The organism is Altererythrobacter sp. BO-6, from assembly GCF_011047315.1.
Lineage (GTDB): Bacteria > Pseudomonadota > Alphaproteobacteria > Sphingomonadales > Sphingomonadaceae > Erythrobacter.
Genome location: NZ_CP049259.1, coordinates 117343 through 143849, shown reverse-complemented (window position 1 = coordinate 143849; position 26507 = coordinate 117343). Strand labels below are relative to the sequence as shown.

General features: G+C 62.4%; 23 protein-coding genes and 2 pseudogenes. 2 read left to right on the top strand and 23 right to left on the bottom strand.

Annotated features, from left to right (window positions below; translation table 11 throughout):
* Positions 1–2: 2 nt before the first annotated feature.
* From G6N82_RS00675 to G6N82_RS00665, 3 genes are all read right to left on the bottom strand, one after another.
* A complete protein-coding gene (locus G6N82_RS00675) occupies positions 3–959 on the bottom strand; it encodes a hypothetical protein (RefSeq protein WP_165192775.1) in 957 nt (318 codons plus the stop codon).
* A gap of 23 nt (positions 960–982) precedes the next feature.
* Positions 983–1873 (bottom strand): hypothetical protein, encoded by an 891-nt coding sequence (locus tag G6N82_RS00670; protein WP_165192773.1) that lies wholly within the window; start codon positions 1871–1873, stop codon positions 983–985.
* Between the two features lie 381 nt (positions 1874–2254).
* The gene (locus tag G6N82_RS00665) at positions 2255–2578 is read right to left on the bottom strand and encodes an Hpt domain-containing protein (RefSeq protein ID WP_165192771.1); all 324 of its coding nucleotides are present in this window, start codon (positions 2576–2578) and stop codon (positions 2255–2257) included.
* 70 nt (positions 2579–2648) lie between these two features.
* Between G6N82_RS00665 and G6N82_RS00660 the strand changes: the two genes are divergently transcribed.
* Positions 2649–5267, top strand: a complete 2619-nt coding sequence (locus G6N82_RS00660; RefSeq protein WP_165192769.1) for an ATPase — start codon at positions 2649–2651, stop codon at positions 5265–5267.
* Position 5268: 1 nt separating this feature from the next.
* On the opposite strand, the gene G6N82_RS00655 is transcribed toward G6N82_RS00660, so the two are convergent.
* The 20 genes and pseudogenes from G6N82_RS00655 to G6N82_RS00560 form a co-directional block, all read right to left on the bottom strand.
* Complete coding sequence (locus G6N82_RS00655) at positions 5269–5559, bottom strand: DUF1467 family protein (RefSeq protein WP_165197805.1); 291 nt, start codon at positions 5557–5559, stop codon at positions 5269–5271.
* A pseudogene (locus G6N82_RS00650) lies at positions 5559–7213 on the bottom strand (ribonuclease J). Before G6N82_RS00650 ends, G6N82_RS00655 begins: the two are co-directional and overlap by 1 nt.
* A gap of 12 nt (positions 7214–7225) precedes the next feature.
* On the bottom strand, positions 7226–8002 hold the full coding sequence (locus G6N82_RS00645) for a type III pantothenate kinase (protein WP_165192767.1): 777 nt from the start codon (positions 8000–8002) through the stop codon (positions 7226–7228).
* Between the two features lie 10 nt (positions 8003–8012).
* Positions 8013–8723: a biotin--[acetyl-CoA-carboxylase] ligase gene (locus G6N82_RS00640; RefSeq protein WP_165192765.1), complete on the bottom strand. Its 711-nt coding sequence runs from the start codon at positions 8721–8723 to the stop codon at positions 8013–8015.
* A complete protein-coding gene (gene nuoN / locus G6N82_RS00635) occupies positions 8720–10183 on the bottom strand; it encodes an NADH-quinone oxidoreductase subunit NuoN (protein WP_165192763.1) in 1464 nt (487 codons plus the stop codon). The genes G6N82_RS00640 and nuoN overlap by 4 nt, the downstream gene beginning before the upstream one ends.
* On the bottom strand, positions 10183–11739 hold the full coding sequence (locus G6N82_RS00630) for an NADH-quinone oxidoreductase subunit M (RefSeq protein ID WP_165192761.1): 1557 nt from the start codon (positions 11737–11739) through the stop codon (positions 10183–10185). The genes nuoN and G6N82_RS00630 overlap by 1 nt, the downstream gene beginning before the upstream one ends.
* Positions 11739–13745: an NADH-quinone oxidoreductase subunit L gene (gene nuoL, locus G6N82_RS00625; protein ID WP_165192759.1), complete on the bottom strand. Its 2007-nt coding sequence runs from the start codon at positions 13743–13745 to the stop codon at positions 11739–11741. The genes G6N82_RS00630 and nuoL overlap by 1 nt, the downstream gene beginning before the upstream one ends.
* Positions 13746–13752: 7 nt before the next feature.
* Positions 13753–14058: an NADH-quinone oxidoreductase subunit NuoK gene (gene nuoK / locus G6N82_RS00620; protein ID WP_165192757.1), complete on the bottom strand. Its 306-nt coding sequence runs from the start codon at positions 14056–14058 to the stop codon at positions 13753–13755.
* A gap of 94 nt (positions 14059–14152) precedes the next feature.
* Positions 14153–14776: an NADH-quinone oxidoreductase subunit J gene (locus tag G6N82_RS00615; RefSeq protein WP_165192755.1), complete on the bottom strand. Its 624-nt coding sequence runs from the start codon at positions 14774–14776 to the stop codon at positions 14153–14155.
* A gap of 27 nt (positions 14777–14803) precedes the next feature.
* Positions 14804–15292, bottom strand: coding sequence for an NADH-quinone oxidoreductase subunit NuoI (gene nuoI / locus G6N82_RS00610; RefSeq protein WP_165192753.1), 489 nt, complete (start codon positions 15290–15292; stop codon positions 14804–14806).
* Positions 15289–16320, bottom strand: a complete 1032-nt coding sequence (gene nuoH / locus G6N82_RS00605) for an NADH-quinone oxidoreductase subunit NuoH (RefSeq protein ID WP_165197803.1) — start codon at positions 16318–16320, stop codon at positions 15289–15291. Before nuoH ends, nuoI begins: the two co-directional genes overlap by 4 nt.
* 65 nt (positions 16321–16385) lie before the next feature.
* On the bottom strand, positions 16386–18401 hold the full coding sequence (gene nuoG / locus G6N82_RS00600; RefSeq protein WP_165192751.1) for an NADH-quinone oxidoreductase subunit NuoG: 2016 nt from the start codon (positions 18399–18401) through the stop codon (positions 16386–16388).
* Positions 18401–19693 carry an NADH-quinone oxidoreductase subunit NuoF gene (nuoF, locus tag G6N82_RS00595; protein WP_165192749.1) on the bottom strand — a complete coding sequence of 431 codons (1293 nt, stop codon included), beginning with the start codon at positions 19691–19693 and terminating at the stop codon, positions 18401–18403. The genes nuoG and nuoF overlap by 1 nt, the downstream gene beginning before the upstream one ends.
* On the bottom strand, positions 19683–19865 hold the full coding sequence (locus G6N82_RS00590; RefSeq protein ID WP_165192747.1) for a hypothetical protein: 183 nt from the start codon (positions 19863–19865) through the stop codon (positions 19683–19685). The genes nuoF and G6N82_RS00590 overlap by 11 nt, the downstream gene beginning before the upstream one ends.
* Before the next feature lie 112 nt (positions 19866–19977).
* Entirely contained in the window at positions 19978–20646 is a 669-nt protein-coding gene (gene nuoE, locus G6N82_RS00585) for an NADH-quinone oxidoreductase subunit NuoE (RefSeq protein ID WP_165192745.1), read from the bottom strand.
* Positions 20646–21857, bottom strand: coding sequence for an NADH-quinone oxidoreductase subunit D (locus G6N82_RS00580; protein ID WP_165192743.1), 1212 nt, complete (start codon positions 21855–21857; stop codon positions 20646–20648). Before G6N82_RS00580 ends, nuoE begins: the two co-directional genes overlap by 1 nt.
* A gap of 17 nt (positions 21858–21874) precedes the next feature.
* Positions 21875–22486, bottom strand: a pseudogene (locus G6N82_RS00575) (NADH-quinone oxidoreductase subunit C); the annotation flags it as partial.
* A 1-nt stretch (position 22487) separates the two neighbouring features.
* Complete coding sequence (locus tag G6N82_RS00570; RefSeq protein ID WP_165197801.1) at positions 22488–23021, bottom strand: NADH-quinone oxidoreductase subunit B; 534 nt, start codon at positions 23019–23021, stop codon at positions 22488–22490.
* 71 nt (positions 23022–23092) lie between these two features.
* Positions 23093–23467: an NADH-quinone oxidoreductase subunit A gene (locus tag G6N82_RS00565; protein ID WP_165192739.1), complete on the bottom strand. Its 375-nt coding sequence runs from the start codon at positions 23465–23467 to the stop codon at positions 23093–23095.
* A 173-nt stretch (positions 23468–23640) separates the two neighbouring features.
* Positions 23641–25071: a coniferyl aldehyde dehydrogenase gene (locus tag G6N82_RS00560; protein ID WP_165192737.1), complete on the bottom strand. Its 1431-nt coding sequence runs from the start codon at positions 25069–25071 to the stop codon at positions 23641–23643.
* Positions 25072–25245: 174 nt separating this feature from the next.
* Here G6N82_RS00560 and G6N82_RS00555 point away from each other — a divergent pair, with 174 nt between their 5' ends.
* The gene (locus tag G6N82_RS00555) at positions 25246–26445 is read left to right on the top strand and encodes an acetyl-CoA C-acyltransferase (RefSeq protein WP_165192735.1); all 1200 of its coding nucleotides are present in this window, start codon (positions 25246–25248) and stop codon (positions 26443–26445) included.
* Positions 26446–26507 lie beyond the last annotated feature (62 nt).

The following is a 26507-nucleotide window of genomic DNA, read 5'->3' as shown; positions in this document are numbered from 1 at the left end:
TCCTAACGTCCGCGCCCCGCAGCAGTCCCTTTGAGCAGGGCCGCCGCCTGCTCCGGAGAAATTTCGTCGATGCCGCCCGGCAGGCTGAAATCGCGATGGATCAGCGCAAACTGGCGCGCGATGTCGGTCGTCTTCAACCCGGCAGCTTTCAGTGCCAGGGCAAGGCGCACTTGCTGGCGTTCGTGGCAAGAAAGGATCGCCAGCTCGCGCGGTTGCTGCGAAAGGCGCGCCAATGCAGTCGCGAAAAGTGCCAGCCCGGCATGCTCGAGATCAAGTGCAGCGCGCACCCCGCCCGCCATGGTCCCGACCAGGCGAATGAGCAACCCCAGCCTCGCCTGGCTCTCGTCAAAGCCTTCGCGTAGCTGTTGGGCGGCCCGTGCTGCAGGCTCTGCGCTCTCGCCGGTCGCGGCGGCTTGCGCAATCGAGAGCGTTTCCAGGAACAGTTCTGCCGGAAGCTCCGTCAGCGGCAGCGCCATGCGCCGCTGGGCCTGCACGAACCTTGCCTGCGCGCTCATCGTCGTCATCGCGAGCTCTGCCACATGCTCGTCAGCCGACGCGATCAGCTCCTGCAGCAAGGGGGTAAGCACCTGGTCGATTGCTGCGCTTCGTTCGAGCCGTTCACCCAACTGGCATTCCATCGCCGTTGCGTAACAATGGCTTACCAGGATGCTGCTGGCCGCAAACCGTCCGGCGAGGTCCGCCACGGCATCGGCTGACGGCGGCGTCGCAGAACCGGCCGCAGCGGCCTGCGCACCAAGCACCTGCCGGGCAAGATCAGCCAGCATCCCGCGCATCCGCGCCAGCACGTCTTCGCTGACAAATGCCTGTCCGGTGGATGCGAGCAAATGGCTCAACACCGGCGCGACGCCGGCAAGCGCATGGTCGCCCCGCGCCAGTTCCTGGCGCAAGGCGTCGCTTGCCCGCGTGTCTTCCTGTGGTGTCATCACAGCCTCGCTCATCGCCTGCTCATAGCGCGGCTTGGTTAAGCGCGCGTTATCTCAATTTTTCCGCGAAAAAACAGGCATGAGCCGACAGTCAATAAGCAGAATACCGCAAGTGCCTGATCCAGCACGCCAAACCACGCTGCCGGAAGCAAAAGAGCACCAAGCAGGATGCGATCCTGCCAACTGGCGCGCCACCGCTCAGGCGCAAGCGTTTCGGCGAGCCGCAGCAGTGCGAGCAGCATCACGGGAAGGAAGAAACGCTCCGGCAAATTCCCCTGCTCCAGCGGCATGGCCAGCAGGGCGGCAAGGACGCCATCGAGAGCCAATCGCCGCCAATCGGTTCGCCCGGCGCTCTTGCCGACGCCACGCAAGCGGGCCTTTAGGCGATCCAGTACCCCACCAATACCAAGGGCAAATGCGGCGAGCGCGAACACCAATAAGCCCGCTACCGGCATGGAGAATTGGGCCAGGGCGAGCGCGCCGACCAGCCCGAGGCCACCTGTAGCGAAAGCGTATGCCGGCCCGCGCTCCAGCGCATCAGGGGCAAGGCGCCGGGCCACCCGGCTGCTCGCCGCAATCCCGGGCGCGAGCCACAGCTCACTTTCGACACTCCGATCGAGTAACGCTTGTTCCCGCTGCGCCAGGGCCGCGCGCTCGGTCACCAGCAGCCACTCGCCGTTGTGCACTACCTCGGCTTGAAGCGGAATGAGCGGGGTCCCGGCCTGCAATGCCAGGCGCAACAAGACCGATATGGTGTCGCTATCAGGCGGCATCTCGGCCAGTTGTTCGACGATCCGAGCACGCGCCACGAGCACCCCGGCCCAGGCATGGTCTGCGTCGATTCGCTCGAAACCGACTGCCAGCCCCTCCTCTGCCGGCAGCGCCAGCACCCCGCGCGTGCTGTTGAACGCACTTGCCAGGCGTTCCACGATCGGCCACCAGGCCGTCAGCGAAGACGGCCAGTTCCTGGTCGGCCGATAGCAGGCTCACCAAAGGCAAAGGTCCGCGGACAAGCTGGAAATCCAGACCCTCGGCCTCGACCTGCTCGCGCAAATCACCTAGCGCCTCGGTTTCACGCTCCGCCAGGCAGATTATCCGCTGGCAGCCGAGATCCCGCGCCAGATCGACCTGCCATGCGATCAGCGGCCGCCCGCCAAGGCGCTCAAAAGCGCGCGGCCTGCCTGCCTGCGTTGTCTCCAGTGTCGATAGCAATGCGCTGCGCATCGCGGCGGTTCCCCCGTCTGATAGAGGAACCATAAGCGGAGCAAGCCACGCCTGCCAAGCGGGCGATTGCGGCTTTGCTCAGGCGATCAGGCGAAATTCGGGCGGGTGCCCGGGCCACCAAGATGCTGGATGGCCTGCTCGATACGGCGCAGCGCTCCCGGTTCGCCGGGAACGGCCGCAAGCGCCTCTTCAGAAGCGGTGAGCAATTCTTCCGCGTGAAACGTGGCTGCCAGCCCTTTGAGCCGCATTGCCGCGACCTGCCAATTGCCGTCGCAACGGGCCCGGCGCAGCAGGTCAAGCTGGCGCTCGGCGCTTTCGACCAGCGCGCCGCGCAATTCGGCCAGCAGGGCAATATCTTCGCCCGCCGCCGCTGCCAGTGTCGCATCCAGGGATCCGCTTTCATAAGCCATGCCCACGGCGATATGCGAACAAGGGTTAAAGCGGGGTTTATCCTTTTTCAAATTCAGCTAGATTCCCCGAATGACCAATGGATCGCATATCCGGGCCGTGGGCCGTGAGGGAACGCAGGACGCGCCGGAAGCAACTGCCGCGGCGCAAGGCGAAGAGCCAGTTACGCTGGAGGAAGAGTGGAGCGATCTGGTAGAAGATCCCGCCCCGCGCCGCCGGTGGATTGACTGGCTGGTTCCGACAGCCGCCATCCTTGCGATTGCGGGCTGGACGGCATTCTTCGCCTGGACGTTCCAGTCTGAATTGCGTGCCGGAACAGAACCGCAAGGCGCGGTGGTGTTGCTGGTCAATTGGGCGATCCCCACCCTGCTCGTCTGCTCGATCTGGCTGCTGGCCATGCGGCTGAGCCGCCGCGAAGCCGTCAGGTTCGGGGATACGGCACTGCTCCTGCGGCAAGAGGCGACCGCGCTGGAAAATCGCATGACCATCGTGAACCGAGAGCTTTCACTGGCGCGTGAGTTCCTCGCCGCGCAGTCGCGCGAGTTGGAATCCTTCGGACGGATCGCCAGCGACCGGTTATCGACCCATGCGAGTGAACTGCAATCGCTAGTGCAAACCAATGGTGCTCAGGTCGAAGCAATCGCAACTGTCAGCGATACGGCGTTGGCGAATATGGCGAAATTGCGCGATGACTTACCGGTCATTGCGGCCTCTACGCGCGACGTCTCCAACCAGATTGGCCAGGCAGGCCGCATCGCGCATGACCAGCTCGACAAGCTGGTCGCCGGCTTCGAACGGCTCAATGAATTCGGGCAAGCAAGCGGGGCGCAAGTAGCCACTCTGTCGCAACAGGTCGAAACCACGCTGGCAAAATTCGAGCAGGAACTCGCCGCGGTCGATCAGGCGACCACTGCCCGATTCGCGGCGCTGGCCGAAAAGAGCGACGAATTCCGGGTCGAGCTTGACGGGCGCGAAGTCAGCGCGCTGGCTGCAATGCGCGGCCGGGCGGACGAACTCAAGTATCTGGTCAGCCAGTTGGCGAGCGAGTTCGAACGCGAGGAAGTGGCGCGGATTGCCGGCTTTGAAGCGCAGATTGCGCGCTTGCGCGAGGAAATGCAGGGCGTCAGCGCTGCGCTCGACCAGGCGCAGCACAACGCTGCATCGCTGATGGATAGCCATCGCGATCGGCTGCATACCGACCTTACCAAGGTTATCGGCAAGATCGACCAGCTTGACCAGCACGCCGTTGCCGCCGGGCGCCGCCGGGTCGAGGCGCTGGAGCAGGAAAGCGAAGCCGTTGTCGCCAAGCTGGCTGCGCACGACGCGAAGTTTGCGGAGAATATCGCTCGCCGTCAGGACGAGTTCGACCTGCGCGAGGCTCAGGCAAGCGAAGTGTTGGCGCAGCGCCTGACCGAGCTCGACGAGATGCTATCGGAACGCACCGAGGCGCAAATGACCAGGCTTCAGCAATTGGTCACCCATGGCTCGGAAGTTTCGGCCCAGCTCGACCAGCTTGGCGCGCTCCTGGACAGCGTGACCGTGCAGGCCGAGCAGACCCGCAGCAGCCTGGCAGGCGGGCTTGGCGATATCTCGTCCCGGCTTGAGTCGAGCCGGCAAGAACTGGCAACCACCGGCGCAACCCTGTCAGAATTGACCGAATCCGGCATCCGACTGCTCGAAATCATCCAGTCGGGCGCGCGTGAAACCCGCGAAGCGCTGCCGGCAGCGATCGGAAAAGCAGCTAGCCAACTAAGCGACGTGGAGCAACGGGCCGTCATGCTCAAAGGCACAGTCGAGGCGGCACGCGACGGTGGCAGCAGCTTGTCGGACTACGTCATCACCACCCAGCAATCGCTCGATGAAACCGAGCAGAAGATCTCGTCGCTGACCGCGCGCCTTGCCGAGGGCGCCGATCAGAGCTTGACGCGCCTTGCCGCCGTGCGCGAAGCGCTGGGCGAGATCGAGGGCGAAAGCGAGCGGGTTTCCGAGCGCGCCAGCGATGAACTGCGCGCCGCGATTGTCCAGCTTGAGGAAGCCACCCGGCACGCCTTTGCCGCGCTTGAAAGCGGCGCGAACGAGCGGCTTGTGGGGCTTGCTCGTGCCATCGGGGCCAAGGCCAGCGCAGCGATCGAACAGTCACTGCGCGAGGAAAGCGTGCACGCGGTCGAGCGGATCGAACAGGCGAATCTTCGCGTCTCTGAAACCGGGCGTGAAATCACAACCAGCCTGCGCGACCAGCTGGCCAAGGTGAACGAACTGGCCGGCAATCTGGAGCAGCGCGTTGCCCGCGCACGCGAACAGGCGCAGGAACAGGTCGACAATGATTTCTCGCGGCGGATCGCATTGATCACCGAAAGCCTCAATTCCAACGCGATCGATATCTCGAAGGGGCTGTCGCAGGATGTCACCGACACCGCATGGGCAGCCTACCTGAAGGGCGATCGCGGGATTTTCACGCGCCGTGCCGTTCGCCTCGTCGACAATGCGGAAGCACGCGAGATCCTGGAACTATACGAAGCAGATGACGATTTCCGCGAGCATGTCAGCCGTTACATCCATGATTTCGAGAGCATGCTGCGTTCGGTGCTGTCGACCAGGGACGGCAATGCGCTGGGCGTTACGCTGCTGAGTTCGGACATGGGCAAACTCTACGTCGCCCTAGCACAGTCGATCGAACGCCTGCGCAGCTGATCTAGCTTGACGTTTCTGCGGACCCCGGTGGCTCTGGAAAGAAATTCAGATCCTGCGCCGTTATCCAGCCATATTGGTAATTGAGCACGTAAAGCCCGGTCAGGATCGCCGCAATGAAAGTCGCGCGCAGCGCGTGGCGGCCCGGCTGGAAATTTGCCGGCGCGCTGTCCGCCTGCCCCGGAATTTTCTCAATTCCCGCCTCATCATGCGTCTTCACGCCGAACGGCAGCATGACAAAAGCCGTCATCACCCAGAACAAGGCATAGATCGCAAGGATGGAGGTCCACTGCATCATTGTGCTTCACCCAACATCATGACCCGCACCTGCGGCTTACGCCCGACCAGCGCTGCGCACAGCGGCGGGCAGCAAGCCGTGCGGCTTCCTTCACCGTCTCACGGTCGCGTGCTGCCGACCCGCGCAAGCTGCCGATGGCGCTGCGCACATCCTCGACCGCTTCGAGGATGAAGGCAGGCATGTCTTCATCGAGCGGCAGGCCCAGCGCTTCGATCACCGGCTCAAGCCTCTGGTCAAGCACGACGAAAACGAGGCCGTCACGCGCGATCCGCCGCCGCATGGTGACTGCCTCGCCATCCGCGGGCGCAATGATGTCGCCATCAAGCACAAGCCGCCCTGCCCGTACTTCCGCCAGTTTTCCCGGAGCGCCGGGCGCAAGGCGAACGATATCGCCATTGCTCTGAACGATGTTGACCGGAATGCCATTGGCCTTCCCGAGCCGGGCTTGCTCATGCATGTGGCGGATTTCGCCATGGACCGGGACGAGGATTTCCGGGCGTAGCCAGCCATAAAGTGCTTCGAGTTCGGGGCGCCCCGGGTGCCCGGAAACATGGATTGCGCTTTGGCGATCGGTCACCATCACGATACCCCGTGCGGCGAGCTGGTTCATCACCCGCCCGATCGACAGCTCATTGCCCGGGATCTGCCGGCTTGAGAACAGGATCACATCGCCCGGCACCAGCTCGATCGGATGATTGCCCTCGGCAATGCGCGCGAGTGCAGCGCGCGGCTCGCCCTGACCACCGGTCGCGATGATCAGCACTTCACCGCGAGGCAGGCCCATCGCCGTGTCGAAATCGACGGTTTCGGGGAAGTCCTGCAGATAGCCGTTTTCCTGCGCCACCGAGATGATCCGGTCGAGCGAGCGACCCGCCACGCACAGCTGGCGCCCGGTTTCGCGCGCGACATCACCCAGTGTCTGAAGACGGGCAACGTTGGAGGCAAAAGTGGTGACCACCACTCGCCTGCCGCCATGCCTCGCCACCTCTTCCATCAGCGAGCGGTACACCGCCCCTTCGGATCCGCTGGGTTTGGGGTTGAACACATTGGTCAGATCGCACACGAGTGCCAGCACGCCTTCATCGCCGATCGCGGCGAGTTCCTCCTCGGTGGTGGGCTCACCGATGATCGGCTCTTCGTCGAGCTTCCAGTCGCCAGTGTGAAAGATGCGGCCGTAGGGCGTATCGATCAGCAACGCATTGCCTTCGGCAATCGAGTGCGCCAGCGGGATATAGGTAATGTTGAACGGGCCGAGGCTGAATTCGCCGTGGTCATCCTCGATGACGTAGAGATCGATCGAATCCTCCAGCCCTGCCTCTTCCAGCTTGCGGCGGACCAGTTCTGCAGTGAACGGCGTGGCATACAGCGGCACGCCCAGGTCAGCCGCGAAATAGGGCACTGCGCCGATATGATCCTCATGCCCATGCGTCAGCACGATACCGAGCAGGTCCTTGGCGCGTTCTTCAATGAATTCGAGATCGGCAAAGACCAGGTCGATTCCCGGATATTCCTCGCCTGAGAAGGTCATTCCCAGATCGACCATCAGCCATTTGCCGTTGCAGCCATAGAGATTGACGTTCATGCCAATCTCGCCCGATCCACCTAGCGCAAGGAACAGCAACTCCTGTTCCGGGGTAAAATCCTTTTTCATGAGTGGCCTGTGTCAGCCCTTGGCGCGCCCTGCAAGGATGGCGAGCCCTTCCAGCGTCAGATCGGCGTCAACCGCGTCAAAAATGTCGGTATGTTCGTCAAACAGGATGGCCAGCCCTCCGGTGGCGACAACCTTGGCCGGCCGGCCAATCTGATCGCGCATGCGGGCGATCAGCCCTTCCATCATGGCGACATAACCCCAGAACACGCCGATCAGCATCTGGTCTTCGGTGTTGCGCCCGATCACGCTGTCACTGCCGGGATTGCGGATCGCGATGCGCGGCAGTTTCGCGGTATTGTTGACCAGCGCATCAAGCGACAGGTTGATGCCCGGCGCAATAATCCCGCCCTTGTAGGCGCCGGTGAAATCGATCGCGTCAAAGGTCGTCGCGGTGCCGAAATCGATGACGATCAAATCGCCTTCATATTTCGCGTGCGCAGCGATGGCATTGAGCGCACGGTCCGCCCCCAGCGAGCGCGGCTCGTCCACATCCACCGCGATGCCCCAGTCGGCATCGCCCTGCCCGGCGATCAGCGGCGTAACCCCGAAATATTTCTCTGCCAGCACAGTCAGATTGTGGACCGCACGCGGCACCACCGAGCCGACGATGATCTGCTTGATCGCGCTCTTGTCGACACCTTCGATGCTGAGCAATTGCAGCAGCCACACGGCATATTCGTCACCGGTGCGGCGCGGATCGGTGGCGATGCGCCAACGCGCTTTGATTTCGCTCCCATCGAATAGCGCGAAGACCACATTGGTATTTCCGACATCGGCTGCCAGCAACATCGCCCGTTCCTTAATCGATCACCACGTCACCCGCGTGGACGGTGTGCGTCTTGCCATCCGCAAGCCGCAACAGCAAGGCGCCGCTGGCATCGAGCCCGGCAAACGCGCCGCTGACGACCCCGCCCGCGGGATCGTGGACCTTGAGCTGTGTCCCCTGCCCATGCGCGGCTGCCTGCCAACGCCGCAGCAGCAGCTCTGTGCCATGGCTGCGCCAGCGTTCGAGTTCGGCATCGAACGACTTTGCGAGGGCTTGCGCGAAATCCTCCAGCAAAGGCGGTGTCGTTACCTGCGACAGGGCAATTGTCTTGCGATCGGGCAGATCGGGAGCAGAGCGCAGGTTGACGCCAATCCCCACCACAACCGCGCCATTGGCGGATTCGAGCAGGATACCCGCCAGCTTGGCGCCAGCCAGCAGCACGTCATTGGGCCATTTGAGCATCAAGGATGAAGGATCGGGACACAGCGGCAGCAATGCTTCGTAAACTGCAAGGCCCGTCACCAGTGCCAGCGTATGCGCGGGCGGATCGCTCGCTGCCGGACGCACCACGGTCGAGCCCATGAAATTGCCAGCGCCGTCGAACCATGTGCGGCCCTGACGCCCGCGCCCGGCCAGCTGGCGTTTGGTGACCAGCCAGTCACCTTCACGCATAACCTCGCCCGCGCCAAGTCGCGCCAGCAGGTCTGCATTGGTGGAGCCGGTTTGCTCGACGTAGGTGATCACACCGCCAGGAACAGCGCGCTTGCCGCCTTGCCTGCGAGGTCACCCAGCGAGGGCGTGAGCAAATAACCCAGCGGCGAAATGATCAGCGAGGTGATCCCCAGCACCGCCCAATGGCTCGCATTGCTTGTGCCGGTTACTACACCCGCAGACTCGTCGAACATGATGATCTTGCAGACCTTGAGGTAGTAGAAAGCGCCGATCACGCTCGCAGCAATACCGAGAGCGGCAAGCCAGATCATGTCTGCCTGCACCGCCGCCTGGAACACTACGAACTTGCCCCAGAAGCCGAACAGCGGGGGAATACCCGCCAGGCTCAGCATCAGGAAGAACAGGCACCAGCTCAGCAGCGGCTGCTCGCGCACCATGCCCGCCATGCTGGAGATTTCCTCGACCGGGGCGCCGTCGGCATCCTTCAGCATCAGCACGGCCACGAAGCTGCCCAGCGACATCGCCATGTAGATCCACAGATAGACCATCATCGCACTGGCGCCCTGCGGCGTCGCAGCGGCAAGGCCGATCAGGATAAAGCCGACATTGTTGATCGAAGAGAAGGCAAGCAGACGCTTGATATTCTGCTGTCCGATCGCGCCCAATGCGCCGACTACGATCGAAGCGAGTGCGAGGAAGATCACGATCTGGCGCCAAGCATCGGCCTGGCTACCGAACACTTCCAGTGCCACGCGAGCAAGGAGCGCGACGGCCGCGACCTTGGGTGCCGTGGCGAAAAAGGTCGTCACCGGCGTAGGCGCGCCTTCATAGACATCGGGCGTCCACATGTGGAACGGCACGGCAGAGATCTTGAACGCAAGGCCCACCAGCACGAACACCACGCCGAACAGCGCGCCTGTCGACAATTCGCCGCTGATCGCGGCGGAAACGCCGGCAAAGCTGGTGCTGCCGGTGAACCCGTAAAGCAGGCTCATGCCGTAAAGCAGGATGCCCGAAGCGAGCGCGCCGAGCACGAAGTACTTCAGGCCTGCTTCAGCCGATTTGTCATCATTGCGCAGGATCGAGGCAAGCACATAGGCCGCAAGACTGTTGAGCTCCAGCCCGACATACAGCGTCAGGAAATCGCCCGCCGAAACCATGATGCTCATGCCCAGCGCGGCAAAGACGATCAGCACCGGATATTCGGCGCGCATGGCATTGAGGCGGTTGAAGTGCGGCGGGGCGACAAGCAAACACCCGATCGCGCCAAGGAAGATCAGCGCCTTGGCAAAGGCCGAGAAGGCATCGGCGCGCATAAGGTCGCCAAATGCCGAAGTTGCCGGACCGACCAGGCCGTCATGGAGGATCGGCACCAGCAGGATGCCCGCCACAAACAGGCCGATACATGCCAGCCAGGTGTTGAGCTGTGCGCGCTTGTCCCCGCCCCACGCCGCAACCAGCAGCAGGAACAGGCCCGTTCCGGTGAGAACGAGTTCGGGGGCGATCAGGGCGAAGGAGGTTGCAAAGTCCATCAGTGGGCTCCCTCCGCTTCATGCTCTTCGCTGGCGTGGGGCATTTCGTTGGCGATCACGCCGGTCGGCTCACCGATCACAAGCTGGCTGTCTCCTTCAGGCGCGGCGCGCGCGAGGCGCGCTTCGAGCGCGGCGATGTCTTGGCGCATCGGGGCGAGGAAGCTTTCCGGATAGACACCCATCCACAGCACTGCGGCAGCAATCGGGGCGAGCATCGCCCATTCGCGCTTGTCAAGGTCGAGCATGGCGGCGGCATCGGCGTTCCTCTGGTCCCCGAAAGCGACGCGGCGATAGAGGTACAGCATATAGGCCGCCCCCAGGATGATACCGGTGGTGCAGATCAACGCCACCCAGGTCGAAACCTTGTAGATGCCGGCGAGAGCCAAAAATTCGCCGATGAAATTGCTCGTGCCGGGCAGGCCGATGCTGGCCATGGTGAACAGCAGGAAGAACAAGGCGTAATAGGGCATGTTGATCGAGAGCCCGCCATAACGTGCAATCTCGCGCGTATGCAGGCGGTCGTAGATAACTCCCACGCACAGGAACAGCGCGCCCGATACCAGCCCATGGCCCAGCATGATCATCATCGCGCCTTCCAGACCCTGCACATTGAAGGCGAACAGGCCTGCGGTCACAATCGCCATATGCGCGACCGAGGAATAGGCGATCAGCTTCTTCATGTCGTGCTGCACCAGCGCGATCAGGCTGGTGACCACGACCGCGATCATCGACAGCGCGAAGACCAGCCAGGCCAGCTGCGCGCTTGCTTCGGGGAACATGGGCAGGCTGAAGCGGATGAAACCGTATCCGCCCAGCTTCAACAGCACGCCCGCCAGGATCACCGAGCCAGCTGTGGGTGCCTGCACGTGCGCATCGGGCAACCAGGTGTGCACCGGCCACATCGGCATCTTCACCGCGAAACTGGCGAAGAAGGCCAGCCACAGCCAGAATTGCGCCTCTGGCGGGAAATCATACTGCATCAGCGTGGGGATGTCTGACGTGCCGGCGGTGTTCACCATCCAGAACATCGCAATCAGCATCAGGACCGAGCCGAGCAGCGTGTAGAGGAAGAACTTGTAGCTGGCGTAAATCCGGTTGTCCCCGCCCCATACGCCGATGATCAGGTACATCGGGATCAGGCCCGCCTCGAAGAAGATGTAGAACAGGAACATGTCCTGCGCGGCGAACACGCCGATCATCAGCACTTCCATGATCAGGAAGGCGGCCATGTATTCACCGACGCGCTTGGTGATCGCCTCCCAGCTCGCAAGGATGCAGATCGGCATCAGGAACACGCTGAGCATGATCAGCATCAGGGCGATGCCATCGATCCCCAGCGCATATTCGAAGCCTGCGAACAGCGGCGCCGTCTCGGTAAATTGCCATTGCGGCCCACCGATATCGAAGTTGAGCCACAGCACCACGCCCAGAGCCAAATTGGCCAGCGTCGCCACCAGCGCGGTCATCCGCGCAGCCTGCGCCTCAAGGAAGAAGCAGGCGATACCCGCCACCAGCGGGACCAGCAGCATCGCGGAAAGGATCGGAAACCCGCCCATCAGAAGAGCACCCAGGTAATTGCCGCGACCAGGCCGAGCAGCATGATCAGCGCGTAGCTATTGAGATATCCGGACTGCACCTTCTTGGCGACAACCGCGCCCTGCTGCACCAGCCAGGCGGCGCCATTGGGGCCAAAGCGGTCGATCGTGCCAACATCGCCCTTTTGCCAGAAGATGCGGCCCAGCCAGAACGCCGGCTTGACGAAGACGACGTTGTAGAGCTCGTCGAAATACCACTTGTTGTAGACGAAGCGGTGGACGACGCGGAACTGCTCGACGAACTTGGCCGGGATCGAGGTGTCCTTGATATAGGCGAACCACGCGGTCACGAAGCCGAGGATCATTACCACCGTCGCGGTCAGTTTTACCCACAGCGGCACACCGTGCAGCGCGTGGATCAGGTTCTCGTTGAAATAGATCGAGCCGCCCCAGAACGCGCCGTTCACAACCTCTGCCGAGCCGTCGATGAACGGATATTTGAACACGAAACCGGCAAACACCGCGCCCACAGTCAGGACGCCGAGCGGGATCAGCATCGACAGCGGGCTTTCATGCGGGTGATAGCCGCCGGTGGTGTCCTCACCCGCCTGCTCCGGCGTCTTGTGGACCGAATGCTGGATATGCTCGCTCTCGATCCAGCGCGGCTTGCCGTAGAAGGTCAGGAAGACGAGCCGCCAGCTGTAGAAGCTGGTCAGCAGCGCCGCGACCGCGCCCGCCCAGAAGGCGAAGGTTGCCATCGTGGTGCCGCGCGCAAAGGCGGCCTCCAGGATGGCGTCCTTCGAATAGAAGCCGGCAAAGCCGAACACGCCCAGCACGCCCACACCGGTAATCGCCAGCGTGCCCGCCATCATCGCCCAATAGGTGAGCGGGATGTGCTTACGCAGGCCGCCGTAATAGCGCATGTCCTGCTCGTGATGCATCGCATGGATCACCGAGCCCGCGCCAAGGAACAGCAGCGCCTTGAAGAAGGCGTGGGTGAAGAGGTGGAACATGGCTGCGCCATAGGCTCCGACGCCGGCGGCGAAGAACATGTAGCCCAGCTGCGAGCAGGTGGAATAGGCGATGACCCGCTTGATGTCCCACTGGGTGGTGCCGATCGTGGCGGCGAAGAAACAAGTCGCAGCCCCGACGAAGATGACCATGCTCAGCGCCACCGGCGCGGCTTCGAACATGGGTGAGAGGCGGCAGACCATGAACACGCCCGCGGTCACCATGGTCGCCGCGTGGATCAGCGCAGAAACCGGCGTCGGGCCTTCCATCGCGTCCGGCAACCAGGTGTGAAGGCCAAGCTGCGCCGATTTGCCCATCGCGCCGATGAACAGCAGGATGCAAAGAATATCCATCGTGTGCAGACGGTAGCCGAGGAAGCCGATGGTCGATCCGGTCATGCCCGGCGCGGCCGCAAGAATCTCGGGAATCGAAGTCGTCTGGAACACCAGCCAAGTGCCGAAAATGCCCAGCATGAAGCCAAGGTCACCCACGCGGTTGACCACGAAGGCCTTGATCGCGGCGGCATTGGCCGTTGGCTTCTTGAACCAGAAACCGATCAGGAGATAGGAAGCAAGCCCCACCCCTTCCCAGCCGAAGAACATCTGGACGAGGTTGTCTGCCGTCACCAGCATCAGCATGGCGAAGGTGAACAGCGACAGATAAGCGAAGAAGCGCGGCTGATCCGGATCTTCCGCCATGTACCCCCACGAATAGAGGTGCACGAGCGCGGATACGGTGGTGATCACCACCAGCATCACCGCGGTCAGCGCGTCGACGCGCAGCGCCCAGTCGAATGACAGCGTGCCGCTTTCGACCCATTTGAGGACGGGAACGACGCTCGCTTCCATGCTGCCGGTCAGGAAGCCGACAAAGATCGGCCAGCTCAGCGCGCAGCTGATGAACAGCGCACCGGTCGTGATCGACTTGCTGATGGTATTGCCCAGCATGCGATTGCCCAGCCCCGCGACGATGGCCGCGAGCAAGGGCAGGAATACGATGAAGAGGATCGGATGCATGGCGCGATTAACCCTTCATCTGCGTCGCATCGTCGACCGCGATGGTGCCGCGGTTACGGAAATAGATCACCAGGATCGCGAGCCCGATCGCCGCTTCGGCCGCAGCCACAGTCAGCACGAACATCGCGAACACCTGGCCCACCAGATCGTTCATGAAAGCGCTGAACGCGACGAGGTTGATATTCACCGCGAGCAGGATCAACTCAATCGCCATCAGGATGACAATCACGTTCTTGCGGTTGAGGAAGATGCCCAGCACGCCGAGCACGAAGAGGATCGCGCTGACGGTGATGTAATGCTCGATACCGATCATGAATGACCCCCGAAATCGCTCGTGCTGAGCTTGTCGAAGTGCGAGCGCCTGTCACCCTTCGACAGGCTCAGGATGAGCGGGCTTTGGGAAGCAATCACAGCTCGACCCCCTTGCCCACTTCGGGGTTCTTCATGACGGTAGCCTCTTCCGGGCGGCGGCGGATCTGCTTGCCGATGTCCTGCCGCGCGCGCGTACCATCGGGGCGCTGGCGGTGGGTCAGCACGATCGCGCCGATCATCGCCACCAGCAGGATGATGCCCGCCACTTCGAACAGGAAGATGTAGCGGCCATACAAGAGCGCGCCGATCGCTTCGATATTGCTCTGCCCCAGCCCCTGTGCAGCCGTGCCATCGGGCGTGCCCAGCGCAATCCCGCCGGCGTTATAGGCAACCAGGCCGACAAACAGCTCAAGGAACAGGATCAGCGCGATCAGCAGTCCCAGCGGGAAATTCTTGATGAACCCGGCGCGCATTGCGGCGAAATCGATGTTCAGCATCATCACCACGAACAGGAACAGCACCGCGACCGCACCGACATAGACGATCACCAGCAGCATCGCGATGAACTCGGCACCGACAAGGACCATCAGCCCCGCGCCGTTGAAGAAGGCGAGGATCAGCCACAGTACGGAATGCACCGGGTTGCGCGCGGTGATCACCAGCAGCGCGCTGGCGATCATCAGCCCTGCGAACAGGTAGAAGGCTAAGGTTTGGATCATGACCCCTGTTTCTCTTCGCGGCGGCGGTTAGCGATAGGGCGCATCGGCTTCAAGGTTCGCGGCAATCGCCCGCTCCCACTTGTCCCCGTTGGCCAGCAGTTTCGCCTTGTCGTAGAGCAATTCCTCGCGTGTTTCGGTGGCGTATTCGAAGTTCGGACCCTCGACGATCGCATCCACCGGGCAGGCTTCCTGGCAGAACCCGCAATAGATGCATTTGGTCATGTCGATGTCATAACGCGTGGTGCGGCGGCTGCCGTCTTCGCGCGGCTCGCTTTCGATGGTGATCGCCTGCGCCGGACACACCGCCTCGCAAAGCTTGCAGGCGATGCAGCGTTCCTCGCCATTGGGATAACGGCGCAGCGCATGTTCGCCGCGAAAGCGCGGGGAGAGCGGGTTCTTCTCGAAGGGATAGTTGATCGTCACCTTCGGCTTCCAAAGGTATTTGAAAGTCAAAGCGTGAGCCTTGAGGAATTCCCACAAGGTGAACGATTTGATGAGATGGGTGACGGTACTCATGCGGAATGCCCCCCAAAGTGACCGGTAGCCATTAGGTAGCCCGAAATGACCGCGACGAAGATCAGGCTCATCGGCAGGAAGACTTTCCACCCGAGCCGCATCAACTGGTCATAGCGGAAGCGCGGCACGGTCGCCCAGATCCAGCTGAACAGGAAGAAAAAGAACAGCGTCTTGCCCAGCAGCCAGACGATGCCCGGAACGGCGTAGAGCGGCGCCCAGTCCACCGGCGGCAACCAGCCCCCGAAGAACAGGATCGCGTTGAGCATGCACATCAGCAGGATGTTGGCGTATTCGCCCAGCCAGAACAGCGCGAAGCTCATCGAGGAATACTCGGTCTGGAAACCGGCGACGAGCTCGGATTCGGCCTCGGTCAGGTCGAACGGCGCGCGTGCGGTCTCTGCCAGGCAGCTGATGAAGAACACCACCCACATTGGGAACAGCAGCGGGTTGAAGAAGAACCCGTTGACTACGCCCAGCCCGTGGCCGCGCTGCGCCTCGATAATGCCGTTCAAGTTGAACGTGCCCGCCCACAGCACCACGCAGACCAGGATAAAGCCGATCGAAACTTCGTAGCTGATCATCTGCGCGGCGGCGCGCATGGCCGAGAAGAACGGGTATTTCGAGTTCGAGGCCCAGCCCGCCATCACCACGCCGTAAACGCCGAGCGAACTGATCGCGAGGATGTAGAGCAGGCCGACATTGATGTCCGCCAGCACCATCTTCGCGTCGAACGGGATCACCGCCCACGCGGCGAGCGCGACGGTAAAGGTCACGATCGGCGCGAGCAGGAAGATGCCCTTGTTTGCGGCAGAGGGGATGATGGTTTCCTGCAGAAACACCTTCAGGCCATCGGCAAAGCTTTGCAGCAGGCCGAACGGGCCGACCACATTGGGCCCGCGGCGCAGCATCACCGCGCCCAGTACCTTGCGGTCCATATAGATGATCATCGCGACCGCCAGCATAACGGGCAGCGCGATTATGAGGATTAGCAGGATGGTAGCCGAGAACCAGGCCGCTTCGTAAGACATCCCCGCTGTCTGAAACGCAGCAGTAGGCGATGTGAACAGTTCGCCCAGCCAATTGAAGAAGCCGCTCACTCCGCCGCCTCCTTCAGCTCATCGCCGCGGAGCAATTCTGCTGAGCACTGCTGCATCACCGCGCTGGCGCGGGCGATCGGGTTGGTGAGGTAGAAGTCCTTAATCGGATAGGCTTCGATCACGCCTTCGGCCTTCGCCCCCTTGGGCGCAGCGGGCAGTGCGCCGTAATCGGCCAAGCCTTCTTCGCCGAGCGCCGGAACCTCAGCGATCATCGCCGCCTGCAATTCGCCAAAGCTGTCGAAGCCGACATTGACACCCAGCGCATCGGCCAGCGCGCGCAGGATCGTCCAATCTTCGCGCGCGTCGCCCGGCGCGAACACGGCCTTCTCGGCGAATTGCACCCGGCCTTCGGTATTGACGTAGGTGCCATCCTTTTCGGCAAACGACGCTGCGGGCAGCACGATATCCGCCGCATGCGCGCCCTTGTCGCCGTGGTGGCCGATATAGACCTTGAGGGCGTCCGCGAAGGGTTCGAAATTCATCTCGTCCGCACCGAGGCTCAGGATCACCTTGGGCTTGGCGGCTGCGATATCCTTCATCCCGCCCTTTTGCGCGAAGCCGAGCATCAGCCCGCCCATGCGCGCGGCGGAGAAATGCAGCACGTTGAAGCCGTTCCAGCCATCACGGACCACTTTGAGCTTTTCCGCCGCGGCCAGGCCCGCATGCAGCGCACCCTTGGCCAACGCCGCGCCGCCCATGATGATCGCGGGACGCTCGGCCTCCTTGAAGTGCTTGACCAGGTCCTTGGGCAGGTTCGACAGCACCGACAGGTCGCTGCCCAGGAACGTCGCATGAAAGGTCGGTTCCCATGCCGGGCCAATGATATAGACCTTTGCACCGCGTTTCGCGGCCTTGCGCAGGCGGGTGTTCACCAGCGGCGCTTCCCAGCGGACATGGCTGCCCACGATCAGGATCGCATCCGCGGTCTCGATCCCGGCCAGCGTCGAATTGAAGTTCACCGCTGCGAGGTTCGACACGTCGTAATCCATGCCGGTCTGGCGGCCTTCGATCAGGGTCGATCCGCAGGCCTTGAGCAGCGACTTGGCCGCAAACATCGTCTCGCAATCGACCATGTCGCCCGCGACCGCCGCGATGCTCGACTTCGCGCCCTTCAGCTGCTTGGCAATCGCCTTGAAGGCTTCGTCCCAGCTGGCGGGCTGCAATTTCCCACGCTTGCGCATGAACACCTTGTCCAGGCGGCGCTTGGTCAGCCCGTCGACCATGTAGCGGCCCTTGTCGGACAGCCACTCTTCGTTGACGTCGTCATTGATGCGCGGCAGCGCGCGCATCACTTCGCGCCCACGGCTGTCGAGCCGGATATTGGCGCCAACCGCGTCGGAAACGTCGATGCTGAGCGTCTTCTTGAGCTCCCACGGGCGTGCCTCGAAGGCATAGGGCCGCGAGGTGAGCGCGCCGACCGGGCACAGGTCGATCACATTGGCGGAAAGCTCATGCGCCGCCGCCTGCTCGAGATAGGTGGTGATCTGCATGTCCTCGCCGCGATAGAGCGCGCCGATTTCGTCCACGCCCGCGATTTCCTCGCTGAAACGCACGCAGCGGGTGCAGTGGATGCAGCGGGTCATCACTGTCTTGATCAGCGGACCCATGTATTTCTCGGTGACGGCGCGCTTGTTTTCCTCATAGCGCGAACCGCCACGGCCATAGGCCACCGCCTGGTCCTGCAGATCGCATTCGCCGCCCTGGTCGCAAATCGGGCAATCGAGCGGGTGGTTGATCAGGAGGAACTCCATCACGCCTTCGCGCGCCTTCTTGACCATCTCGGTGTCGGTGCGGATTTCCTGCCCCTCGGCAGTCGGCAGCGCGCAGGATGCCTGCGGCTTGGGCGGCCCCGGCTTAACTTCGACGAGGCACATCCGGCAGTTACCGGCGATACTTAAGCGCTCGTGGTAACAAAAGCGCGGGATTTCCTTGCCCGCAAGCTCGCACGCCTGCAGGACGGTCGCGCCGTCCGGAACCTCGATTTCCTGTCCGTCTACGGTGACCTTAGGCATTACTCCGCCGCCTCCGCAAACTTGGCGTTGTGCTCATGTATCCGTCGTTCCAGTTCTGGCCGGAAGTGGCGGATCAAGCCCTGGATCGGCCATGCCGCGGCATCGCCCAGCGCGCAGATGGTGTGGCCTTCAACCTGCTTGGTGACCTGTTGCAGCATGTCGATTTCCTCGATCGCCGCATCGCCGGTGCGCAGGCGCTCCATCATCCGCCACATCCAGCCTGTACCCTCGCGGCACGGGGTGCACTGGCCGCAGCTCTCGTGCTTGTAGAAGTAGGAAAGACGCGAAATGGCGCGGACGATGTCGGTCGACTTGTCCATCACGATCACGGCGGCGGTGCCGAGGCCGGAGCCAAGCTCGCGCAGCCCGTCAAAATCCATCGGCGCGTCCATGATTTCCTTGGCAGGAACCAGTGGGACCGAAGAACCGCCGGGGATCACGGCAAGAAGGTTATCCCACCCACCGGTGATGCCACCGCAATGCTTCTCGATCAGCTCGCGGAACGGAATGCTCATCGCTTCCTCGACCACGCAGGGCTTTTCTACATGCCCGCTGATCTGGAACAGCTTGGTGCCCTTGTTGTTCTCGCGTCCGAAGCTGGCGAACCAGCTGGCGCCGCGCCGCAGGATCGTGGGCGCGACCGCGATCGATTCGACGTTGTTGACCGTGGTCGGGCAGCCATAGAGGCCTGCGCCCGCCGGGAATGGCGGCTTCAGGCGCGGCTGGCCCTTCTTGCCTTCGAGGCTCTCGATCATCGCGGTTTCTTCACCGCAGATGTAGGCGCCTGCACCGCGGTGCATGAACACATCGAAGTCATAGCCCGAACCGCAGGCGTTCTTGCCAATCAGTCCGGCCGCATTGGCCTCGTCAATCGCCGCCTGCAGCACCTCGGCCTCGCGGATGTATTCGCCGCGAATGTAGATATAGGCCGCACGCGCGCGCATCGCGAAACCGGCGACCAGCGCGCCTTCGATCAGCTTGTGCGGATCGTGGCGGATGATCTCGCGGTCCTTGCATGAACCCGGCTCGGACTCGTCGGCATTGATGACGAGGAAGCTGGGCCGCCCGTCACGCGATTCCTTCGGCATGAACGACCATTTGAGGCCGGTGGGGAAGCCTGCCCCGCCCCGCCCGCGCAGGCCGGAATCCTTGATTTCCTGGATGATCGCGTCCTGCCCGCGCTCGAGCAGTTTCTTGGTGTTGTCCCAATCCCCGCGCGCCTGCGCCGCCTTCAGGTTCCAGGGCTGGAACCCGTAGAGATTGGTGAAGATGCGGTCCTTGTCAGCCAGCATCGCTTTGATCCTTTTTGGCCGCGCGCAATTGGCGCAGCGTCAGCACCTGGAAGATCAGGCCACCGCCCATCAGCACGATGCCCACTTCGCGCGATCCCGTCGCAGCGAGATATGCGCCTGCGCCAAAACCAACGAGACCCGCGATCATCAATGCGAGAGTGCCGCCGTTCATGACTGGCCTCCAGCACTCGTCATCCCCGCGAAAGCGGGGATCCAGAGCGGAGCCACTACTGCCTGAAGCTGGATTCCCGCCTTCGCGGGAATGACGAAGAGATTGAGTTTCATCACCAATCCCCCCGGTAATCGTGGTTTTCGGTGACCATCTCTTTCAAAGTGCTGAGCGCACCGGCGGGCTCGCTGGTGTGACGGCCCGGCTCCTGCGTACCGGCCTTGGGCGTTTCGCCCCTGGCCAGCGCATCGAGCACGGCGTCCAGACGCTCGGGCGTCAGATCCTCGTAATTGTCGTCATTGATCTGGACCATCGGCGCGGTGGCACAATTGCCCATGCACTCGACTTCGGTCAGGGTCCAAAGCCCGTCTTCGGAGACATGGCCCTTGCTCATGCCGCGCTTCTTGCAGGTTTCGAACAGCGCGTCCGATCCGCGCAGCATGCACGGCGTCGTGCCGCAGACCTGCACATGGTACTTACCCACCGGCTGCATGTTGTACATGAAATAGAAGGTTGCGACTTCGAGCACGCGGATGACCGGCATGTCGAGATATTTTGCGACATATTCGATCACCGGCAGCGGCAACCAGCCCTGCGTATCGGTTTCCGCGCCAACCTGGCGCTGAGCGAGATCGAGCAGCGGCATTACCGCCGATTTCTGGCGCCCTTCCGGGTACTTGGCGATGTGCCAGTCGGCCTTCTTGCGGTTCTCGTCCGTCCATTCGAACGAGCCCCAGCGCGCGCGCAGCTCGGGCGTATCGGGTGCGGGAGTACGGTCAGCCATTAGCGGTCACACTCCCCGAACACCACGTCGATCGCGCCGAGGATGGCGGTCGCGTCAGGCAGCATATGTCCCTTGCTCATGAATTCCATCGCTTGCAGGTGGCTGAATGCGGTCGGGCGGATCTTGCAGCGATAGGGCTTGTTGCTGCCGTCGCTGACCAGATAGACGCCGAATTCGCCCTTCGGGCTTTCAGTCGCCACGTAAACTTCGCCCGCCGGCACATGGAAGCCTTCGGTGTAGAGCTTGAAGTGGTGGATCAGCGCTTCCATCGACTGCTTCATTTCGCCGCGCTTGGGCGGTGAAACCTTGCCATCGGTGCTGGCGATCGGCCCTTCCGGCATCTGCGCCAGGCACTGCCGCATGATCTTGGCGCTTTCGTAGACTTCCTTCACGCGCACCATGAAGCGGTCATAGCAGTCCGAATTGGTGCCGACCGGGATGTCGAACTCCATCCGGTCATAGACATCGTAAGGCTGGCTCTTGCGCAGGTCCCACGGAATGCCCGCCGCGCGGATCATCGGCCCGCTGAAGCCCCACGCCACCGCGTCATCGCGGCTGACCACGGCGATATCGACATTGCGCTGCTTGAAGATGCGGTTGTCCATCACCAGGCTCATCGCGTCTTCGAACAGCGGGAAGAAGCGCCCGTCGAGCCATTCGCCGATATCGACCAGCAGCTTTTCCGGCACATCCTGATGCACGCCGCCGGGGCGGAACCAGGCGCTGTGCATGCGCGCGCCCGAAGCCCGCTCGAAGAAATTCAGGCAGTCCTCGCGCAGGTCCATGATCCACAGGTTCGGGGTGAACGCGCCCACGTCCAGGATATGCGCGCCCATGTTGAGCATGTGGTTGCAGATGCGGGTCAGCTCGGCGAACAGCACGCGCAAATATTGCGCCCGCTCCGGCACCTCCAGGTTCAGCAGCTTTTCGATCGCGAGCACATAGGAATGCTCCATCGCCAGCGGCGAGCAGTAATCGAGCCGGTCGAAATAGGGCAGCGCCTGAAGGTAGGTCTTGTACTCGATCAGCTTCTCGGTCCCGCGGTGGAGCAGGCCGACATGCGGATCGATCCGCTCGATCACTTCGCCGTCCAGCTCCATCACCATGCGCAGCACGCCATGCGCGGCCGGATGCTGGGGCCCGAAATTGATCGTGTAATTGGTGATGACCTCATCACCGGTGGTGGGGGACTGTTCGAGCTGCACGCTCATTTCTTGTCCTCCTCTTGCGACTTCTCATCGCCGGGCAGGACGTAATCGGAGCCTTCCCAGGGCGAGAGGAAATCGAACTGGCGCAGGTCTTGCGCGAGCTCGACGGGTTCGTAGACGACGCGCTTTTCCTCTTCGGAATAGCGCAGCTCGGTATAGCCGGTGAGCGGGAAGTCCTTGCGGAACGGGTGCCCCTCGAAGCCGTAATCGGTCAGGATGCGGCGCAGGTCAGGATTGCCCGCGAAAGTCACCCCATAAAGGTCGAACACTTCACGCTCGAGCCAGCCGGCATTGGGCCATAGCGTGGTAACAGTCGGCACCGGCGTAGCTTCATCGGTGTTGACCTTCACCATCACGCGGTGATTCCTGGTCAGCGACTGGAGCATGTAGACGACTTCGAAGCGCTCAGGCCGTTGCGGATAGTCGACCCCGGCGATTTCCATCAGCTGTTGATATTCGTGGCCATCGCGCAGCAGCTTGAGCGCGGTTTCGATTGCATCGCGCTTCACCGTGATCACGATTTCGCCGTGCTCTTCCTTCGAAGACACGACCATGTCACCCAATGCGGCGACCAGCGCATCGCGCACGCCTTCATTGCTGGCGAATTTCGGGGCGGAGTGAACAACTGCCATATCAGCGCTCAATCGTCCCTTCGCGGCGGATTTTCCGCTGCAACTGCATCACGCCATAAAGCAGCGCTTCCGCAGTTGGCGGGCAACCGGGCACATAGATATCGACCGGCACGATCCGGTCGCAGCCGCGAACCACACTGTAGGAATAATGGTAATAGCCGCCGCCATTGGCGCAGCTGCCCATGCTGATCACATATTTCGGGTCCGACATCTGGTCATAGACCTTGCGCAGCGCGGGGGCCATCTTGTTGCACAGCGTGCCGGCGACGATCATCAGGTCGCTCTGGCGCGGGCTGGCGCGCGGCGCGGCACCGAACCGCTCCATGTCATAGCGCGGCATGTTGACGTGGATCATCTCCACTGCGCAGCAGGCGAGGCCGAAGGTCATCCACCACAGGCTGCCGGTGCGTGCCCACTGGAACACGTCTTCGGTCGAAGTGAGCAGGAAGCCCTTGTCATTCACCTCGGTCTGGAGCGCATGGAAATAGTCCGCATCGGGCTGGCGCACCTCGCCGCCCTTTGCAGTGGGCATCATGGCCGCCGCCTCGGTCGCGTTGATCGGCGCGGTCGGCGGAGTGATGATCGTGCTGTTGTTGCTGGAAGTGCTCATTCCCAGTCCAGAGCCCCCTTCTTCCATTCATAGGCAAGGCCGATGGCAAGGATGCCCAGGAACACCATCATGCCGATCCAGCCGGTCCAGCCGGTTTCACCCAGGCTCACCGCCCAGGGAAACAGGAACGCAGCCTCAAGGTCGAAGATGATGAAGCTGATCGCGACGAGGTAGAAACGCACGTCGAACTGGCTGCGCGCATCCTCGAAAGCCGGGAAGCCGCATTCATATTCGCTGAGCTTTTCGGCATCGGGGTTGTGTGTGCCGGTAAGGCGCGACACGCCCATCGGCAGGAACACGAATGCCACGGAAAGCCCGAGCGCAATAAAGATGAAGATCAGTATCGGCAGATACTGGCTAAGGTCGACCACGATTTGATCCCGTCGCTGCAATAACGCGCCCGCCTCTAAGCGCCTCCAAACGAAGGTGCAAGGGCACGAATCGTGTAATTCATAACACTTTGGTTGCGCGAAGCGGAATCCGGTGCAGGCCCTGCCCTGTCAGCTTGCGCGCAGTCCTGTGGTCTTGAAGCCCGGAAGCAACCTCACTTCATCAGCGTGGCAATGGTCTTTTGTGTGGCCTTGCCAAACGGTGGCTTGAACCCGCCCAGCTTGGCGATGTCGACCTTCGGCTGGTGATAGACCGCGCGGGCATGGCTGAATTCGCGGAAGCCCTCGATCGAGTGATAGCTGCCCATGCCCGACGGCCCCACCCCACCGAACGGCAGGTCTTCCATCGACACGTGGAAAATCACGTCATTGGTGGTGACCCCGCCCGAGATCGTCCTCGTCAGCACGCGTTCCTGCTCGGCCTTGTCCTGGCCGAAGTAATAGAGCCCCAGCGGACGGTCATGCTCGTTCACATAATCCACCGCTTCTTCGATCTGGCTGTAGGTTTTCACCGGCAAAACGGGGCCGAAGATCTCTTCCTGCATCACCTTCATGTCATCATTGACGTTGCGCAGGATATTGAGCGGCATCTTGCGGATGTTGGCGTTGGAGAAATCCTCATTGCCGGGATTGACCTCGATAACTTCCGCGCCTTTTTCGCGCGCGTCCTCGACGAGCCCCTGCAGCCGCTCGAAATGGCGATCGGACACGATCGAGGCGTAGTCGTCGTTCTCGAGCAGCGTGGGGTACATGTTCTTCACGCCTTGCGCGACGCCGGCAATCGCCTCGTCCTCGTTTTCGGCGGGGACGTAGATGTAATCGGGCGCAAGGCAGATCTGCCCTGCGTTCATCATCTTGCCCAGTGCGATGCGTTCGCCCGCCTTGGCGAAATCGGCGCTGCGCCCCATGAACACAGGCGATTTACCTCCCAGCTCAAGCGTTACGGGTACGAGGTTAGCCGCCGCTGCTTCCATCACCCGGCGCCCGGTCGCGGTCGAGCCGGTGAACACCAGATGGTCGAACGGCAGTGACGAGAAGGCCGCCGCCACTTCCGGCCCGCCGGTGATCACCGCCAGCTCGTCCGGCGTGAAGTATTCGGGCACCAGGTCCGCCATCAGGCGCGAAGTACGCTCGGTAAATTCGCTCGGCTTGATCATCGCGCGGTTGCCCGCGGCAAACACCTGCATCAGCGGGCCGAACGCCAGCTGGACCGGGAAATTCCACGGGCTAAGGATGCCGATCACGCCTTTGGGCTCATAGCGGACCTCGGCCTTGGCGCCGAGAAGGCCCAGCGGAAATTGGACCTTACGCCTGCTGGTCTGCGCCCACTTGTCCATGTGCTTGAGCGCGTCCTTGCCTGCGCTGACGGTCGCGGCAACGTCGGTCAACATCGACTGGTGCATGCTGCGGTTGCCGAAGTCCGCGCTCATCGCCTTGGCCAGGTTTTCGCCATGGTCCTTGATCAGCGCCATCGCGCGCTTGATCCGGTCCTTGCGCATGCTCATCGGCTCAGGGCGCGATGTGTTGAAGGCGGATCGTTGGAGCTTGAGGATGCGTTCCAGCTCTTCGCGGCGGTCGTCGGCCATGGGTCTCTCCTAAATATCTGTCGCATCTCGGTTGCGATTTGCCATTGGTTCTTGCGCAAGCCGCCGCGCATGACAAGCTAATACGTATGCCGGGCGGCCAAGCATTTGCCTTTGCCGCAATGCAGCATTAGATCGCATCACGAATTGCCACCTCAGTCATCCGGGAATTTGATCATGACCCAGTTTTCCGCCGCCGATCCCGTCGTCATCCTGTCCTATGCCCGCACACCGATGGGCGGCATGCAGGGCGCGCTGGCCGATGTTTCGGCGACCGATCTGGGTGCAACCGCGGTCAAGGCCGCAGTCGAACGCTCCGGAGTCGCTCCGGAAAAGTTCGATCGCGCCTATATGGGCTGCGTGCTCCCGGCGGGCCTGGGCCAGGCCCCTGCCCGTCAGGCAACGCTGAAGGCAGGCCTGCCAAAGTCGGTCCAGGCGACTACCGTCAACAAGGTCTGCGGCAGCGGCATGCAGACCGTGATCATGGGCGCCGAAGCGCTGGCTTCGGGCACGGTAGACTACGTCGTCGCGGGCGGGATGGAGAGCATGACCAATGCCCCCTACCTGCTGAAGAAGCACCGTTCGGGCGCGCGCATCGGCCATGACACCGCTTATGACCACATGTTCCTCGACGGGCTGGAAGATGCCTATGACGCGGGCCGCGCAATGGGCACTTTCGCGCAGGATACCGCGAATGCCTACCAGCTGACGCGCGAAGACATGGACGGCTATTCGATCGAATCGCTGCGCCGCGCCAATGAAGCGATCGCCAGCGGCGCTTTTGCCGATGAGGTTGTGCCGGTGACCGTTGCCACCCGCGCCGGCGAAGTCACTGTCGATACCGACGAACAGCCTGGCAAGGGCAAGCCTGACAAAATCCCGACCCTGCGTCCGGCCTTTGCCAAGGACGGCACGATCACTGCGGCGACCTCGAGTTCGATCTCGGATGGAGCTGCCGCCGTCGTCCTGACCCGCGAAAGTGTGGCGTCCGCCAATGGCCAGCAGCCGGTAGCGAAGATCGTTGCCATGGCCGCGCATGCGCAGGAGCCCAAGGATTTCACCATTGCCCCCGTCGGCGCGATTCAGAAGGTGCTCGAACGCGCCGGCTGGACCACCGATGATGTCGACCTGTGGGAAGTGAACGAAGCCTTTGCCTGTGTCGCCATGTTCGCCATGCGTGACATCGGCATCCCGCACGAGAAGATCAACGTCAACGGCGGCGCGACCGCTCTCGGCCACCCTATCGGCGCGAGCGGCACCCGCATCATCGTGACCTTGCTCAATGCCCTGAAAAAGCAGTGCAAGACGCGCGGCGTCGCCTCGCTGTGCATTGGCGGAGGCGAAGCGACCGCGATTGCGGTTGAACTCGTCAGCTAACGCCGGATTTCGCAGTCTCGGAATTGTGTGTTATCTCCCCGCGCGGGTCGCGTGACGAGGGA